The organism is Conchiformibius steedae (genome assembly GCF_014054725.1).
Classification (GTDB): Bacteria; Pseudomonadota; Gammaproteobacteria; order Burkholderiales; family Neisseriaceae; genus Conchiformibius; species Conchiformibius steedae.
This window is the reverse complement of the sequence record NZ_CP059563.1, coordinates 977,042-994,286: the sequence shown is the minus strand read 5'-3', so window position 1 is coordinate 994,286 and position 17,245 is coordinate 977,042. Positions and strand designations below refer to the sequence as shown.

Here is a 17,245-nt window from a genome sequence, read left to right as displayed (position 1 = left end):
TTATCCCTGAGTAACCCATTCTACAAACTTTTGCGAAAGCTCCTGGCGATTAAATTGAGTACTTGCCAAATCCCGAGCATTATTTCCCATAATTGCCAACTCATCACGATGATCTGCTGCATATTCTAGTGCCTCAGCAAATGCTTGAGGGTTTTCTGGCGGCACAGCAAAGCCACAATGTTTCTGCTCAATTAATTCTGCTAGCCAACCAGGGTAATTATTTAATACAGGTAATCCAGCAGCAATATAATCAAAAAACTTATTAGGTGAAGTACCATAATAAAATGCTGGGACATTAGCTAAAATTTGCAATCCTAAATCCGCACCTGCCATCAAGCCAGCCAGCTTTATTTTATTAACAGGATCAAGAAATATAATATTATTAAGTTCTAATTCTGTCACCCTTTGTTGCAATAATTTTTTCTGCATCCCATCGCCCACAAGAACCAATTTAATATCGTTTCTTTGTCTTTTTCTCAATTCTACACTTACGTCTATTATTGAGTCCAATCCATTCGCTAAACCATGCGTACCCGCAAAAATAGCCATTAAATCATTATGACCAACTTGCTCTGGACGCCAAGCATGCTGTTTTTGTGCAAAAATATTTAAATCACAACCATTGGGAATAGGTATTACTTTATCTGCATCAATACCACGTTTAATAATACCTGTAACAATGCCTGGTGATAACCCAATCAATCGGTCCGCAGAATGATAAGATACCCACTCCAAGATAGACATCATGCCTAATACTACTGGATTTTTTATCACACCCATTGCCTTAGGCAACTCTGGCCATAAATCACGCACTTCAAATACAAATGGCTTTCTACGTAACCATTTTGCCAGAATACCAGGAATACCTGCTGTAAGTGGTGTAGTAGTGGCAAATAAAATATCATATTGCTCTGTAAAAGCAACTTTTACTGATTTTAAAGAAAAACTTAAAAAAACTAAAACCCTTTTCAAAAATGAGAGACTATTTGAATAAGGCAATTCAAACTCAATAATCTCAATTCCATCCACCACACCCCGACGTACACCTCTTTCAAAAGGCTGATTTAACCCTGTTTGTCCTACACTAAATGAACCACAGACCATTATTACTTGATGTCCATTGCAAATCAATGCTTGAGCCATTGCATATGAACGAATACCTGCAGAACCATTAGGAGTAGAAAAATGCTGATGGAAATATATAATTTTCATGTTAAATCTTGAATAATCGTAGTAATACTTGCTGCTTGCGATACTTTAATCTCTAAAACAGGTACAGGCTGTTTTTGGTAATAGTACCTCGACTCTTCACCTTGTACTAATCTTAATGTCAATTCACTTTTTGAATCAATCACAATTCTGATATTGTCATTACTAAGTACATTATCACACAGAGACCATTTTCCAGGTTGTAAACGCCATCTTACAGTTGCTTGATTATTAAAACCAGATACAGTATCTACTACCTGAACTTGATTTTCAGTTAATGTAATTTCTCGTTGATGCTCACAACCCCAATAATCTTGATACGCACAAATAAAATGATCGGGTTGATAACTTAATTTAATTGGTTTCAACCATACTCCTAATAAAAAACGACTTAAACGAGGCATTTGTTGGTGTTCATCAAATTGAACTGTGTTATGGCTTTCCACACCACTAAAATAATCTAAATCTTCTACAGTAGAATTATAACTGTATGTACCACCATCTCTTAGAATATTTTGTCCTTTCCACCAAACATCTAAATGCAAAGCATCACATTGACTGGGTCTAAATTTAAAAATGGGTAATTTAAACACAATAAAAAAATTATGTTTTTCTGCTGTTATTAGACCACTTTTATAGAAAAACTGATCTTTTTTTGGTAAAGTCTTATGATTTAATTCTTTTTTATCTAAACGAAAGAAAATTAAGTTATCATCATAAGAACCAGGAACAGTATAGTAACTTTGTCCTGAAAACAAAGTACTTGCAAGTTGTACTGAAGGTCTAAAATCTCGATAGTCAGTTGATGACACATGTAATAGATGTGCACCATCATTAGCACCAAGATTAGGTACATCACCGTTATTTTTTTCTGTCAGGATATATAGCCAATCTGTTGCTTTTTTTAGTTGAGTATAAAACTCATCAGAAAACTTTTCTAAATCAAGATTTCGTCTAATAATTTCTGCTAAACTATATGAATCTAACATCACACGATGGTAAGTCGATGAATATTGACTAAAACCACCATCTGACATAATTAATTTTTTAGCACGATTTTCTAGCCATTTATGTCCAAGATTTTTCCAAGCTTTATATTTAGGTTCAGGCATAAAATAGTCAAGCAAAGCTCCGCCAATAAATAATGCTGTAGCTTCAGAAGTACCATGGTTATTGTCTTGAGCAATTGCATATTCGATTGTTGGTGCAATTCTCTTAAGATGAACTTCAATAAACTTTAAAAGGTTTTCATGATATTCATGCAATTGGTCTAAACCAACAAGTGCTGCTACAACATGTATCACTCTAATAGAAGCTTCCTGCCCACATTTCCAATTTGGACCTTTATATGGGGGATTACTTGCACACCAGTGATTTAGCCATAAATCCAACTGATTTAATGCAACATTATCCTGCCTTTTACGCTCAAGCAAAATTAAATCTAATACCCAATTAAAACGTGATGCTTCCCAAACTCCCTTAATATCTCCAACACCTGAATCAAAATCAGAAATCAAATACCATGGTTGATTCACATCCTGAAACTCTTTTTTAGTCAGTGGACTATAAAACCAGTTAGGATAGCCATTCGTTATAGGGTACTTTAAATAACCAAAGCCATTTAGCTCATTTAAAATAAGCTTCACATCTTGATTGGTATCGAATTGCTTAGAAAAAAAACTTCCAAATGGCAATACAGCTGTTATTTTTTGTACAGGATTCAAACCTATTCGCACACTCATCCGATATTTAAATACCCTGATCAAGTTAAACAGCCCTAAGGCTAGGACTGTTCTTACCTTCATGATAATTCTCATGACTGAGCTCTTAATATTTCAGCAACTTCAACCGTTACTCGCGCTACTTCGAAGATCTCCTCAACAGGAATAGGAGATTCTTTAGCCTCTTTAATACTACCTATAAAAGCTGCAGCACAAGCATCTTGCCCTTTGTCTTGGCGCCACAAATTCATCTTACTGAAATTTGACCATCCAAATCCTTTTAATTTACGGAAATTATCCAACTGCAGAACTCGCCCTGCGGCAAAAACTTCAATTCTTTCTTTAGGAAAGCTTGAAGCACCATTTGCCAAGTAAAAAATTGTTCCGAAAGAGCCATCTTCAAAACCTAAAGTAATACTAGCCTTATCCTCTAGAATTGGTACTGCATCAGATTCTCCCATACGTCTAGCTTGAACAGACACAATTTTTGAACCTGCCAAAAAGCGCATTAAATCTATAAAGTGACAGGCTTCACCAACAATGCGTCCACCACCTATCGTATTATCCTGCGTCCAATGATCCGCAGGGATTGCTCCTGCGTTCATGGTCATAATAAAACTTTTAGGTTCTTTTACCGTGTCAAGCAAATTCTTCATTTTTTGAATCTGAGGCGCAAAACGACGGTTAAAACCTACCATAATACGCGAATATTGCTTATTCTCTATATTTCTAGCATAAGCCTGCTCAATTTTATTAATTTCTTCTATTGTTAATGCCAAGGGCTTTTCTACAAAAACATTTTTACCAGCCAATAATGCTTTTTCTACAAAATAAGCATGACTATTATGTCTAGTGGCAATTGCTATCGTATTTACATCTTCATTTTTTAATAAAGCATCCACATCTGTAGACGCCTCCGCGAATCCAGCTTTTTCACCATGAATTACCCCATTAATACCACCAGAAGTTGTAATGGTATGCAGTTGTGCTTCTGCTTTTTTAAAAGCAGGAATCAAAATACGTGAAGCATAGTTACCTGCACCAATAAAACCAACTACTGCATTTTGTCTATCAATTTGAATTGGATTTAAAATTACTTTCTTTTCTATGCGCGTTTCAACGGCTGAATTGTATTCAAGTAAAATGCCTAGACCTGCATTATCCTGCGTTAATACATCATAAGCTTTTGGTGCATCCTCAAAATCAAAACGGTGTGTAATTAGAGGATCTATATTTAACGTACCAGCAGCTAGCATATCCAATACAGCAACAAAATTACGCTGTTCTGTCCAACGGACAAATCCTACAGGATAATCCTGTCCATTTTCTTCGTAGGAAGAATCATAACGACCTGGTCCATAAGAACAAGATACTTGGAAGCTCAACTCTTTTTCATAAAAATCTGCACGGTTCAACTCCAGACCTGTTACGCCAACTAAAACAATTCGACCACGCTTACGGCTCATACGTGCAGCTTGTGTAACTGGATCGCTAACTTTAGTCGATGCAGTAATAATAACACCATCCACTCCTATTCCACGACTAAATGCTAATCCTGCAGCAATCGGATTCTCACCTTTAGCTGGGTTACAAATTTCTGCACCAAACTGTTTCGCAAGCTCCAATTTACTCTGATCAAAGTCAATTGCCAATACACGACAACCATTGGCTTTCAACATTTGAATGGTAAGCAAACCAATTAAACCAACCCCTGTTACTACAAAGCTTTCACCTATAGTTGGTTGTGCAAGGCGAATACCTTGCAAGCCAATACTGGCAACAACAGTAAATGAAGCCGCTTCATCAGTTACATTATCTGGTATCTTTGCACAAAGATTTTTTGGTACTTTAACTATATCTGCATGCGGACCATTTGAAACAACCCGATCACCTACTTTAAAATCTTCTACACCTGATCCCAGCTCATGAACTACACCAACATTACAATAACCAAGAGGCAAAGGTTGAGCTAACTTCGACTTTACTGCATCATAGGTAGTGAATAATCCATCTGTTTGAATTTTTTCCACTACCATTTTTACTTTTTCAGGCTGTTGGCGTGCTTTATCTAGTATAGAAGCTTTACCAAAGCCTACCAACATACGTTCTGTACCAGCAGAAATAAGTGAGGTAGTTGTGGAAATAAGTAAATGACCTTTAGAAACTTGCGGCACAGGTGCCTCAGTAACAGTTGTACTACCATTTGCCATATCTTGAAGAATTTGTTTCATAACTAAACCTAAAAACTATTTAGAATTAACTAGATTGTTCAACAACAAACGTTGTTGTTCCCATTTCTCCATAGGAGATAAATAATTCTTATGTAGAACATTTACTGCAGCCTTTAACAACTTTTCCTGAAGTTGCTGATCTTTAAGAATTAAATCAATTTTTCTTGCTATATCATATGCATCTAATGGATCAAAATATAATGCAGCATCTTCACATAAATTTCTTGCAAAATCTCTATCTGAAACCAACAATGGTCGCTTAGCAATAAAACTTTCAGGAAATACAGCAGTTGAAGATTCTACCAAACTGGGACAAAGCACAAATGAAGAAGAAAGATATTCATCACAAATCAAATAGTTGTCAACATAACCCACTGTTTTTATTTGATCCATAACCCCATATTTCGTCGCATACTTACTAATTTCTCTCCATCCTCTAGAATTCTCAGGTAGAGTAAACTTAAAAGAAACTTTCTCGTTATTTAATTTTTTCAATTCTGCTAATACTTTTGGGAGAATTAATAGATTTTTATGAAAATAAAAGCTTGCTGGTACAAAAATTGTAGTTATAAGCTTATCAGGAAAAATATGATTTCTTTGTTCCAGAAGCCTTTTCTCAAAACTTGGACTATAACTATTACTAATTACATAAATATTTTCTGGTAAAATATTAAACTTATCAATTAAACGTGTTTTTACAACTTCGGTTTCAACCAAAAAATTATCTACATTTTTAAAACAAAACTTTTGTTTTACTAAATCAAATAAAATCTCTTTAAAATAAGCAATTTTAGATGAATAAAGTTTTCTTACCTCTGGATAAAGCATTTTCCCAAGTGCAAACCCTTGAATATTTTTCGTTGTAGAGCGCCAATAAGATGGGCCAAAAACCGTAAAAACCAGATCAGGCTTATATTTCTGCTCTAATTGATAAATATAATTCCCTTGACTTATTTTTTTATAAAAAGGAACATTTGGGACAACATAACAAGCCTTTAATTTTTGCTTTGAAAGCCTATCTATTTGCACATCTATTTGTGGTGTACAAACTAAAATAGTCTCAATATTTGGGTCATGTACTATATTTTGAATAATACTTAACCCAACTTGTATACCACCACCAATACTTAACAAACTACAATCTAAAAAAATTCTCATTTTATGCTTATCCAAGAATTTAAAATTTCAATTAAATATTTTGATAAACTATCACTTGAATATTGAGAAAAAATCTTCTCTTTAAGAACAAGCTCTTTTTGCTTATCTATTAATTGATAATCTTTATACTTAATCATATTTTCTGCTAATGAATCTGGATCATTAGCTTTAAAAACAAAACCGTTTATCCCTGGCTTTATCAAATGTTCTGATGAACCAACAGCATCTGATGCAATTACAGGCAAATTACAATAAACTGCTTCATTTACTACCATTCCCCAACCATCATGTCGACTAGGTAATATAAAAATATCAGCTGCTTTGTAAGCACTCATAATCTTAATAGAAGGTATTACACCTCTAAATAAAACTTGATCTTCAATACCCAACTTATTTACAAGATCCTTACAATCAATATCTTTCTTATTATTTCCAACTAATACCAGACACCATTGATTATCTCCTTTAAACTTATTAGAAAATGCTTCTAATAATATATCAATACCCTTTCGTTTACATAAAGCACCTACAAACAAAAAAGCAACTCTTTCTTTTTTAAAAGATAAAATTTCTTGATCAGGTAATTCATAATTCAAATTATTAAATGAGTAAGGTAGAATTTCTATTTTTTTCCTCTCTACCCCCCAATTAATAAAATCACACTTAGCCTGATTTCCTATTGCAAATGCACCTAGTGCAAACTTATTTATATATTTTGCATGTAATTTTTTCTTAAAAAATGATAGGTACCAATATATTCCTGTACGAGATTTTTCACTCCAATGAACCCACTTTATATTATTTTTAGAAAAGTTATTACGAAGTTTAACTAAAAAAGGATGACCATAGCCTGGTAATATATGAATATATTCTCTGAAATCATCTAAATTCAATTCAAAATCAGCAGGATCAATATAAGTCTCATACTCTTTAAATTTAATATCATTTTCCCACCCCATTTCACTTCGGGTAGATGGAACTTTATCATAATAGAAAACCTTAAATTCTGAACAGATTTTGTTTAAAGAATCAAAAAATTGTGATTGATGATGGGATGGAATATTCATCCAAATAACTAAATTCATTCTATTCCTAAATTAAATCTAAAAAATAAATTATAACCTAAAAAATCAAAAATATTTTCAGCAAAAACACCAATAAATCTATCTAGCCCTATAAAAATAAACCATGATAAAGAAAAACACAAAATTAAAATTTTAATATATTGATTTGAGGTTAAGAAAACAAGAGAATATATATATATCATAAATATATAACCATACCTATAAAATCTAGCAAAAGATGTAGGAGATATCACCAATAGCAATAGTGCTACAATAAAGAAATATATAAAACCATTTTTTAAGGATTTATTAATTTTACCCCTAAAAAAATAGAATATAATTATAAATGTAAAAATTGACTCAACTAAAAATTGAATACTAGAATTTATATCTACATTATTTTCAGAGAAACGAGCAGCTACTTTTGCACCCAAACCAACTTCAATACTATTGAATGCAAAAAAAACAAAAGGAAATATTGAAATCAATGAAATCAACAATAATATTATTATTTCTTTAGGACTTTTATAGTTGGTATTGCTTGCATATGTAATCAATGGCACTGGGATCATACTAAAATGAAAAAATGGCGACAAAAAATTAATAATTTTAAATTTATTCTTTAAAAGAAATGCATACCCTATCATTCCAAAACTAAATGCAAGCCCAGAACGAATAGCAGATCCTTGAAAAGCAAACATAGTTATTGTATTTGTATATAAAAATATAAACAAAAGCCCACACTTATTCCATATTTGCCCTGCTATATAGATCAATAGCAATCCCAAAAAAGTTAATAACACATGTATAAAATACTCACTACTCGTAAATAAACTAATTAATTTAACCACCAACCAAAAAAATGGTTCAGATGAACCCGTCAAATTGACAATAGTTCCAAATTCTTTTATAAAAAGAAAAAAGTTATTATGTATAATCCAGTTAAATGCATTATAATAATGAAACATATCTTCACCAAAACCAATATCTTTACCAAGATAATAAGGTCTATCGGCTAGCATTATAGATAAAGATAAGCCCAAATAAATAAATATTAGAAGATCTAACAAAGAAATATATTTAATATTTCTAAAATTCCCAATTGAACGTACAAATAAATAAATAAATAAATAAATCTTGGGGAAAAGAAATAAGAATAATAAATTCACCACCAATAAAACTATCAACATAGTCTTATCCTTTGTAATAAAAATCTAACCTTTTTTGAAGCCATACTTGAGAGGAGTAAGATTCTCTTATTAATCTTTTAGCCTGAGATACCATATAGCTCTTTAGTTCATCATTGTACAAAACTTTTTCAATTTCCAAAGCTAGTGCACTAGAATTATTGGGTTCTACTAAAATACCAGCTTTGGTACCATCTAAAACTTGCTTTAAGCCTCCAATATTACTTGCAATCACAGGCACTCCTAAAGCCATGCTTTCCAACATAGATAACGAAGTTGCCTCAATGTAATCTCCTAAAGGAATAGATGGAATTAAAGAAATTAATGCATTTGCTGTATAATTAATAGATTCTTCATAAACTAAACGTCCAGCAAATATTACTCTATCATCAATCTTAAGTTCCTTAGTAAGGGAGACCAAATTGTCATATTCATCCCCCATTCCAACAATTATAAGTTTAATATTTTCATCAATTCTAGCTTTCGCAAATGCTTTAATACCTATATGCACACCACATTTCCGATATAAATGTCTAGAAATTATTATATAAGATTCACTATAAACCAATATACCTCTTCTAGAATTAGAATATTTCTTATCCTTAATTCTATTTAAGAAGTCAATATCAACTGCATTAGGTAAAACAATACTATTAATCTCACCTCCTAATTTTTTTGTAAGTATATCCCTTTGTTTATCATCAACACATATAAACCCATCACATTGTTTTAAGAAAGCTAATTCTTTCAGTCTAATCTTTTCAAGATCTTTTTTATCATATTTACTCTTTGATAAGCCATACTGCTCATAAAATGGAGCGTGCACTGTATAAAACACTTTATAATTATATGATTGTTCCTTTCTCAATTCTAACGCAGCCACTACTGATGCAAAATCATGGCAGTCAATAAATTTTGTATTAGTTTTTATATTATCTTTCAGCTTATTCTTTAAGCCTTTTATCTGAATTTTCAGCTGCATATGTGCTTTTTTAGGAAAAAAGCTTCTCAATAAAATTGAAAAAAATGAATATATTCGAGCTTTACCTAATAACATAGTATAACTAATATCACAGCGATTTAGTTCATCATTTAATACCCTCAAATGTGTACCTACTCCACCAGTATCAAAGCTACTATGACCACTCAAAATAACCAATTCAGACATTTAGTTAATTACCTTTCAAATACATATAGATATATAAATTTTGATTAAGAGCATGCCATAAGTATGAAAATAAGAAACTTAATGACACACCCAATATACCAAAGCCATGCTCCAAAGCGAAAAAAACAAAAGCTAATACTAGCATTGCCCAAAAAACATTACAATAGAATCCCCAGATTTGCTTATTTGTAGATATAAAAAATTGACCAGCAACAGTATTCAAACTATTAACTAAAGCAACAAGTATAAAAACTAAAAAAACATCCATGTTTTTCTCATATTCTTTACCATAAATTGGCAAAACAAATAAAAGTAATACAAAAACAAGTATAGAAACAAGTATAGTTATTATAAAATTTATAAAAACCCGCTTGATATAATAAGATAAATTCAAAATATCTCTATTTTTTGAAAACTCTACTAACAATAAGTTAGCTAAAACTCCTGGTACAAAAAGAATTATACTATACCACTGCATTGCAACTGAGAAAATAGCAATTTCTTTACCCAATCCATTTAAATACATCAACGTATAAATTACACCCGTAACTGGCATAACTAGTAACGCGGAAAGAAAAATAGGAAACCCCTTCTTGACATATTGTATCTTGTTACTTATTTTTTTATATCCATTATTTAAATGATTACGACCATCTCTGCTAATAAAATTAGCAATTATCATCCTATTTAAAAATAGGAAAAGACATATACTCAATAAATTACCGAGACCTAAACCTAAAAGGATCAAGTTTAAATCTTTCTGAATTGAAAAAAATACCAAAAAACTCAAAACTAAAATAGCATTCAATATATTCAACTTAGCTATTTTTATTTTTTCTTGTAAGCCATATAAGACTGACACTAATAGACCAAAGAATACTATAGATATCGCAGAAAAAATAATAGTAAAAAAACTAACCTCTTTAAAATAATCTAAAGTCCGAATCAAATTATTTTCTAGTAAAGAAAAAAATAATAAGAAAAATATTATTGAGATTCCAAAAATAATTTCACTTACTTCAAATATACTTTCTATTATACTTTCACCCTCTGAAACCTTTTTCATTAAAATAGTATTTAAACCCATGGTTAGAAAAACTTGTATCCCTAAAATACCATTATACAAAACAGCATACTTACTATATACATCATCTCCTAAAACTTTTACCATTAGAATAGTTGCGATAATCATCAAAACTCTGCTCAAAGCATTTCCCATAATAAGGAATAGGGAATCACAATGTTGTTTCAACTTATTATTTAGCATCTAAACTAAACCTTTAGTATCAATTAAAATTGATCGGGTGTATAATAATTTTTTAAACTCCCTATGATCAACTAAAATCAAATGAATAATAGCTTGATCTTTCTCTTCCATTTCATCTAACGAAATTAGAGTAATATTAGATGGCATATTTTCTGGCAGTTTTTTAATATTAGGTTCAATTGCTAAAATATTTAAGCCTTGTTCTGCTAATTGTTTGGTGATATTCAATGCAGGACTTTCACGTAAATCATCTATATCCGGTTTAAATGTTAAACCATAACAAGCTACAGTAACATCATTAATAGTCTTTTCAGGATTAGCTTGTAAAAACTCTGTAATCTTAATTTTTACCTGATTAATAACCCATTCTGGTTTTGCATCATTCACTTCACGTGCAGTACGAATTAAACGCGCTTGCTCTGGAGTTTTAGATACAATAAACCATGGGTCAACTGCAATACAGTGCCCACCTACACCAGGTCCAGGTTGCAATATATTAACTCTAGGATGCCGATTCGCTAAACCAATTAACTCCCATACATTAATATTTAACTTCTCACAAATAATAGATAATTCATTTGCAAATGCAATATTTACATCTCGAAATGAATTTTCAGTAAGTTTACACATTTCAGCTGTACGAGCATTAGTTGCAACACACTCACCTTTAACAAATACCTGATATAATTCAATTGCTTTTTGAGAACAATAAGTAGTTAGACCACCAACAATACGATCATTACTAATTAACTCTTGCAACACTTTTCCAGGTAAAACTCGCTCAGGACAATGAGCAATAAAAATATCAGGATTATCATAACTTTGCTGCGGAAAAACTAAATCAGGTCTTAAATTAGCCAGCCATTCAGCCATTTGTTCTGTTGCACCAACTGGTGAAGTTGATTCTAAAATAACTAAATTACCCTTTTCCAAAAAAGGGGCTAATGATTTAGATGCAGATTCAATATACGATAAATCTGGTTCATGATTTTCTTTAAATGGAGTTGGAACTGCAACAATATAAGCATCCGCTTGAACAGGTTCTGTTCGGGCACTAAATAAACCTTTATCAACAACATCCTTTACCATGACATCCAAATCAGGTTCAATAATATGAATTTTCCCTTGATTAATCATATCCACAGCATGTTGATTAACATCTACACCTGTAACTTTAATCCCATTAGCCGCAAAAGTTGCAGCTGTTGGCAAACCAATATATCCCAAACCAATTATGCAGATATGCTTAAAATTATTTTTTTCCATCATAAAATCCTAAATACTTTCTTGACTTAAACCAAATTTTCTTTTAAAAAAGAAATTATTTTTTCAGATGCACTACCATCACCATAGGGATTATGTGCACAACTCATCTTGTGATAAAGAACATCATTATCTAGTAATTCTAAAATATTTTTTTCAATTACAGTTGCATCTGTTCCTATTAACTTTACCGTCCCTGCTTCTACTGCTTCAGGTCTTTCGGTTGTATTACGCATTACTAAAACTGGTTTACCCAATGAAGGAGCTTCTTCTTGAATACCACCAGAGTCTGTTAGAATCAAATAACTCTTATCCATTAAATACACGAAAGACAGATAGTCTTGGGGCTCAATTAAAATAACATTACTTAAATTACTTAATAAATCATGTACAGGTTTTTGTACATTCGGATTTAAATGAACGGGATAAACTATTTGTATATCCTCTCTACTTTTTGCAATCTGAGCGAGCGCAGTACAAATATTTAAAAAACCTTGTCCAAAGTTTTCTCTTCGATGTCCTGTGATTAATATTATTTTTTTATTCTTTTCCAAGAATTGAAATTTTTGATTTAAATGCTGTTGAATATTTGTGTTTTTCTCAATTTTATTTTTAATAAATAACAAAGCATCAATAACTGTATTTCCTGTAATATTAATATTAGCTTCGACAATATTTTCATTCACTAAATTATTATATGAAGATTTTGTAGGTGCAAAATGATAATTTGCCAACGCCCCAGTAAGCTTTCGATTACCTTCTTCTGGCCATGGCGAATATAAATTACCTGTTCTTAAACCAGCTTCTACATGACCAATTTTAATTTGATGATAATACGCAGCTAAAGATGCCGCAAATGTTGTCGCAGTATCACCATGCACTAACACCAAATCAGGCTTCCATTCTATAAAAACTTTTTCCAAGCCTAATAAAATTGCTCCTGTAATACCTGACAGACTTTGATTCACTTTCATTAAATTCAAATCAAAATCAGGCTTTATTTCAAATAAGTCCAAAACCTGATCTAGCATTTGCCGATGTTGTGCAGTTACACAAACCTTAACTGCAAAATCACTATTTTCTTTTAGCTTTAAAACCAATGGAGCCATTTTAATAGCTTCAGGACGAGTACCAAAAATAACTAGAATTTTTTTCATTATTCTCTACCAATTTAGAATCTTAGAATTAGGAAATTCTCACGAGTATCTGAATAGTTTTTACCATTGATAAGATATCAATTGCAAAGGAAAAATTTTTAATATAGAACAAATCATATGATAATTTTGCACGTGTCTCATCAATATTCGAAGCATACCCCTGCATAACTTGTGCCCACCCCGTTAATCCTGGCTTAGCCACATGACGATATTGATAGAAAGGAATAATTTTCTCAAATTGTTCAACAAAAACTTTTTGTTCTGGGCGAGGACCTACTAAACTCATCTCACCTTTTAAAATATTCCAAAATTGTGGTAATTCATCTAAACGGGTTTTCCGTAGAAAGTATCCAATTGATGTAATACGTACATCATTAGGTTGGGCAAATTGCGCTCCATCCTTTTCAGACTCCCTAATCATACTGCGGAATTTATAAATGGTAAACTCTTTTCCATATTGTCCAATCCGCTTTTGTGTAAAGATAACTGAATCTTTTGGACTTTCAATTTTAATAGCTAAAGCTGTTAGCAGCATTAAAGGCAAAGTAATAGGCAGACTGATAACAATGAGAACAATGTCCAAAATTTGTTTTACAGCCATATAAGCTGGTGATGGCAGCAAAGAGCCCAAATTGTTTTCATACATATGGGTAATTTTCACTCGCCCAGTCAAAGATTCTTCAACTTGGCGAATATGATAAACGGGGATATTGCTCAATGTGGTTTGTGCTAAAAATTTTTGCCAATCTTGATTTAAATCTTGGCTATGTAAATCAGCCACCACTGCTTGAATTGGCTGTTCTGGCAATATCGGCGACTCTAAACGCAGCCATTGAACATGAGGTAACTGGTATGCATCAACAGCATCACCTAAAGGAATATAAGCAATTGGTGCAGGTTGGCGGCTACGCCACCAAAAATCCATACAAAAAAAGATGGCAGTAATAATCCCATTAACCAATACAAAACTATTAGAAAAGGTTACAAAAAATACTGCAAACACACCAAATACACAACTATACGCTACTCCAACTGCGGGCAATATCTGTAACCAGCTTTGCTTACCGGGGAAAGATAAGAGTTTATCTACAGATACGGCAGCCAAAGTATGGGCGATTGTAACCAAAATCACACTATTGATTACTTTAACATCTAAAGGGGCAATATCTTTACGCCATAAATATAAAGCAGCAGTAATGATGGTTAAGATAACACCAGTTAGAAATCGATACAATGGGGTAGGTGTATTTTTCATTTTGAACGAAGGCTTTGATAAATATGCTGTAACCAAGACACGGGCAATAGGCGTGTCAGACTACGAATTATAAATAAATAACCAGCAGGTAGAGGCTTTTGTAAATACAAACGGCGTTTAAGTTGAAATAGCTGCCATTCGCTGCGGATATAATCTATCCCTCGCCGCCGTGCTAGCATATTGTTACCTGTACGCGCTTTAACTAAAAATCTAGGTAAGTTGGCTGTTTGCACACCATTAGCCAATATACGCAACCATAAATTATAATCTTCCATATATAAATGATGTTGATATGCACCAACTGCTTCCACAGTACTTTTGCGGTAAGCAACTGTCATATGATTAAACGGATTACGTTTTTGCGCAAATTGACGGATATCGGCATCATTAAGGGGAACTTGGCGCAAACCTGTCTGCTGTTTTAATTCAGTATCATATTCAGCAATTTGTCCGCCAAATAATTTAATCTCTGGATTTTTCTGGATAAATGCACACTGTTTAGCAAAACGTTCTGGCACACAAACATCATCGCTATCCATGCGGAAAACCCAATCGTAATCACACTGCGCCAAACCTGCATTTAATGCATGCCCTAAACCAACATTTTCAGGCAACCGCACAATATGTAGTGGTAGTTGAGTAAATTCAGCAACCACAGCTTCCAATGCTTCACCAACATCGCCATCGTAAACCAAAACAATTTGGTCAGCAGGACGGGTTTGTACTACCAAGCTTTGCAAACATTGGCGCAAATATTCAGGATTTTCACGCGAATACAAGGACATTAATACAGAAAATCGCATCATCTTACCCTTGCTCATTCAGAAATGACAATGCAGTTTCTGTATCTACTTTACGCGCAAACCAATAGCCATCTTGCTTCGCCTGCCGCAGTTGTTCAATATTTAGATAATCTGGATGATTGGCACTGCCATATATGGTAATCAATCTGCGATTATCATTAATATGATTTAGACGTTTTTCAGGCAGCATTTGCTGTAAAATATATTGAAAAAAATGTTCATCTGGACAAAGTTTTTTTTCAAAAAAGGCACTTGGCTCGCTTAAGGCTTCTTGAAATAGCAACTCAGCCGCTTCACGGTCGGCAGAAAACCATTGACTACCCACATGGCAAATCATTTGACTGGGTAGCAAACAATCCATCGCTTTCAAGCACTTAGTTAAAATTTTACCTGCTAATTTACGTTGCCACACCGTATCAGCATGGGGCGCATTAAAGCGCACACGGTGGCGTAAACGGCGGCTGGTACGGCTGGTCATTAATAGACTGCCTGAAGGCAAATCTTGCCATTGTTGCTCTAAAATATCAATATTTTGCAAAGGCAAACATTCTCCGCTTAACAGATGGAAATAGCGGTTGGCAGGTTCTGCCAAAGCTGCTTGAAGCAAGTTTAAAGTTGCTAAAATCATGCTAAAACCCGCCCAATTTACAGCCACACGGTTATTCAGTATATGCACATTAGCAAATTTCCGTAAAAAATATAAATCAGTAATATCCGATTTAGCATCATAATGCACATAAAAACGCGCCTGCGGTTCGCGTTGCGCCCACACTGCCAAATGCTGCGGCGGACGGTGGCATAAAATCAAAAAAGCAGTCTGGCTCATAAATCAATGGTTTCAATACCCATGCGGGCAAATAAAGTGCGAGTGGCTTCAGGTACGGGACGCGGATTCAAGTTGCCAACATCCACTGCCAAGCTGCGTATATTTGGCAGGTGTGCCGTATTTAAACCTGCGGTGCTAAACAGATGATATAGTTCAAAAGTGGTATATTTACTAATGTTCTGTATGAGCCAATCTTCAAAAATCTGTTCACTATGAATAATATCCAAATCAGGTAATTGCTGTTCGCGCGGATGAGGAAAATAACGGCGAATACCAAATTTTGTGGCAATTTGTTCAAATAAACGGGCATTCTCGGCTGCATCAGACAAAATAGGCTGCCCTAGCAGAATTTTTTCAGTATTTGGCGCAGATAACTGATTATGTTCCACCCTATCAGGCGTAATTAAGGATATAGCGCGTGTCAGTTGCACAATATTATCAAATTGTGGATATAAAGTGTAATGCAAACGGCTGTTGGCAATTATTTTGCGGCTGTCCCACGACACGCCCAAGCATTTTCTCAGCAGTTTTTGTTTTAAAGACAAAACTGGTGGATGATAAAAAATACTGTCAGGCAGGATATTGCCCGTGCCATCATCAAAAGTTTCCAAATGTTGAAATGGGCAATGGCTTAATAAATAATGCACAATCAGACTGTTGATACTGGCACAGTAAACAGTATCATAAGATATTTGTAAACTATTCACTAATTTTTTTAATGCCAAAAAATAGGATACAGACTGCTGTGGACACAGCCATATAAATTGTAATTGTTCGCAAATATTGTCAAGCTGTTGGAAATAATGGCGGAACTTGGCATTGTTTTCATAAGAAAACATAATCACATGAAATGTGCTTTGCGCTTGCTCTGCGATAATGCGCTTGGCAATCAGTACCTGCAAAGGCGTATGGCAAATAATCAGGTTTTTTTTCATA

At 33.3% G+C, this 17,245-nt stretch carries 14 protein-coding genes; all 14 read right to left on the bottom strand.

What is annotated here, in order from left to right:
- The 14 genes from H3L98_RS05465 to H3L98_RS05400 are packed head-to-tail and all read right to left on the bottom strand — an operon-like array spanning window position 1 to window position 17,244.
- Complete coding sequence (locus H3L98_RS05465) at window positions 1-1,212, bottom strand: glycosyltransferase family 4 protein (protein WP_027021109.1); 1,212 nt, start codon at window positions 1,210-1,212, stop codon at window positions 1-3.
- Window positions 1,209-3,026 (bottom strand): heparinase II/III domain-containing protein, encoded by a 1,818-nt coding sequence (locus tag H3L98_RS05460; RefSeq protein WP_027021108.1) that lies wholly within the window; start codon window positions 3,024-3,026, stop codon window positions 1,209-1,211. Before H3L98_RS05460 ends, H3L98_RS05465 begins: the two co-directional genes overlap by 4 nt.
- Window positions 3,023-5,161 (bottom strand): bi-domain-containing oxidoreductase, encoded by a 2,139-nt coding sequence (locus H3L98_RS05455; RefSeq protein ID WP_027021107.1) that lies wholly within the window; start codon window positions 5,159-5,161, stop codon window positions 3,023-3,025. Before H3L98_RS05455 ends, H3L98_RS05460 begins: the two co-directional genes overlap by 4 nt.
- A 15-nt stretch (window positions 5,162-5,176) precedes the next feature.
- Window positions 5,177-6,319, bottom strand: coding sequence for a glycosyltransferase (locus H3L98_RS05450; protein ID WP_027021106.1), 1,143 nt, complete (start codon window positions 6,317-6,319; stop codon window positions 5,177-5,179).
- A complete protein-coding gene (locus H3L98_RS05445) occupies window positions 6,316-7,404 on the bottom strand; it encodes a glycosyltransferase family 4 protein (protein ID WP_027021105.1) in 1,089 nt (362 codons plus the stop codon). The genes H3L98_RS05450 and H3L98_RS05445 overlap by 4 nt, the downstream gene beginning before the upstream one ends.
- Window positions 7,401-8,573, bottom strand: a complete 1,173-nt coding sequence (locus H3L98_RS05440; protein ID WP_027021104.1) for an EpsG family protein — start codon at window positions 8,571-8,573, stop codon at window positions 7,401-7,403. The genes H3L98_RS05445 and H3L98_RS05440 overlap by 4 nt, the downstream gene beginning before the upstream one ends.
- Before the next feature lie 4 nt (window positions 8,574-8,577).
- Window positions 8,578-9,738: a glycosyltransferase family 4 protein gene (locus H3L98_RS05435; protein WP_084481823.1), complete on the bottom strand. Its 1,161-nt coding sequence runs from the start codon at window positions 9,736-9,738 to the stop codon at window positions 8,578-8,580.
- Window positions 9,739-9,742: 4 nt separating this feature from the next.
- A complete protein-coding gene (locus tag H3L98_RS05430; protein ID WP_182078458.1) occupies window positions 9,743-10,957 on the bottom strand; it encodes an MATE family efflux transporter in 1,215 nt (404 codons plus the stop codon).
- Window positions 10,958-11,005: 48 nt separating this feature from the next.
- Window positions 11,006-12,274 (bottom strand): UDP-N-acetyl-D-mannosamine dehydrogenase, encoded by a 1,269-nt coding sequence (wecC, locus tag H3L98_RS05425; protein ID WP_027021101.1) that lies wholly within the window; start codon window positions 12,272-12,274, stop codon window positions 11,006-11,008.
- Between the two features lie 23 nt (window positions 12,275-12,297).
- Window positions 12,298-13,425, bottom strand: coding sequence for a non-hydrolyzing UDP-N-acetylglucosamine 2-epimerase (gene wecB, locus H3L98_RS05420; RefSeq protein ID WP_027021100.1), 1,128 nt, complete (start codon window positions 13,423-13,425; stop codon window positions 12,298-12,300).
- 28 nt (window positions 13,426-13,453) lie between these two features.
- Window positions 13,454-14,680, bottom strand: a complete 1,227-nt coding sequence (locus tag H3L98_RS05415) for an exopolysaccharide biosynthesis polyprenyl glycosylphosphotransferase (RefSeq protein WP_027021099.1) — start codon at window positions 14,678-14,680, stop codon at window positions 13,454-13,456.
- Entirely contained in the window at window positions 14,677-15,486 is an 810-nt protein-coding gene (locus H3L98_RS05410) for a glycosyltransferase family 2 protein (RefSeq protein WP_246327846.1), read from the bottom strand. Before H3L98_RS05410 ends, H3L98_RS05415 begins: the two co-directional genes overlap by 4 nt.
- Window position 15,487: 1 nt before the next feature.
- The gene (locus H3L98_RS05405) at window positions 15,488-16,309 is read right to left on the bottom strand and encodes a beta-1,6-N-acetylglucosaminyltransferase (RefSeq protein WP_027021097.1); all 822 of its coding nucleotides are present in this window, start codon (window positions 16,307-16,309) and stop codon (window positions 15,488-15,490) included.
- Complete coding sequence (locus H3L98_RS05400) at window positions 16,306-17,244, bottom strand: glycosyltransferase family 52 (protein ID WP_051531937.1); 939 nt, start codon at window positions 17,242-17,244, stop codon at window positions 16,306-16,308. The genes H3L98_RS05405 and H3L98_RS05400 overlap by 4 nt, the downstream gene beginning before the upstream one ends.
- Between the last annotated feature and the right edge of the window lies 1 nt (window position 17,245).

Coding starts and splice junctions, on each gene's coding strand:
- H3L98_RS05465 (WP_027021109.1), bottom strand. CDS start 1,212: ATGAAAATTATATATTTCCATCAGCATTTTTCTACTCCTAATGGTTCT.
- H3L98_RS05460 (WP_027021108.1), bottom strand. CDS start 3,026: ATGAGAATTATCATGAAGGTAAGAACAGTCCTAGCCTTAGGGCTGTTT.
- H3L98_RS05455 (WP_027021107.1), bottom strand. CDS start 5,161: ATGAAACAAATTCTTCAAGATATGGCAAATGGTAGTACAACTGTTACT.
- H3L98_RS05450 (WP_027021106.1), bottom strand. CDS start 6,319: ATGAGAATTTTTTTAGATTGTAGTTTGTTAAGTATTGGTGGTGGTATA.
- H3L98_RS05445 (WP_027021105.1), bottom strand. CDS start 7,404: ATGAATTTAGTTATTTGGATGAATATTCCATCCCATCATCAATCACAA.
- H3L98_RS05440 (WP_027021104.1), bottom strand. CDS start 8,573: ATGTTGATAGTTTTATTGGTGGTGAATTTATTATTCTTATTTCTTTTC.
- H3L98_RS05435 (WP_084481823.1), bottom strand. CDS start 9,738: ATGTCTGAATTGGTTATTTTGAGTGGTCATAGTAGCTTTGATACTGGT.
- H3L98_RS05430 (WP_182078458.1), bottom strand. CDS start 10,957: ATGGGAAATGCTTTGAGCAGAGTTTTGATGATTATCGCAACTATTCTA.
- wecC (WP_027021101.1), bottom strand. CDS start 12,274: ATGATGGAAAAAAATAATTTTAAGCATATCTGCATAATTGGTTTGGGA.
- wecB (WP_027021100.1), bottom strand. CDS start 13,425: ATGAAAAAAATTCTAGTTATTTTTGGTACTCGTCCTGAAGCTATTAAA.
- H3L98_RS05415 (WP_027021099.1), bottom strand. CDS start 14,680: ATGAAAAATACACCTACCCCATTGTATCGATTTCTAACTGGTGTTATC.
- H3L98_RS05410 (WP_246327846.1), bottom strand. CDS start 15,486: ATGATGCGATTTTCTGTATTAATGTCCTTGTATTCGCGTGAAAATCCT.
- H3L98_RS05405 (WP_027021097.1), bottom strand. CDS start 16,309: ATGAGCCAGACTGCTTTTTTGATTTTATGCCACCGTCCGCCGCAGCAT.
- H3L98_RS05400 (WP_051531937.1), bottom strand. CDS start 17,244: ATGAAAAAAAACCTGATTATTTGCCATACGCCTTTGCAGGTACTGATT.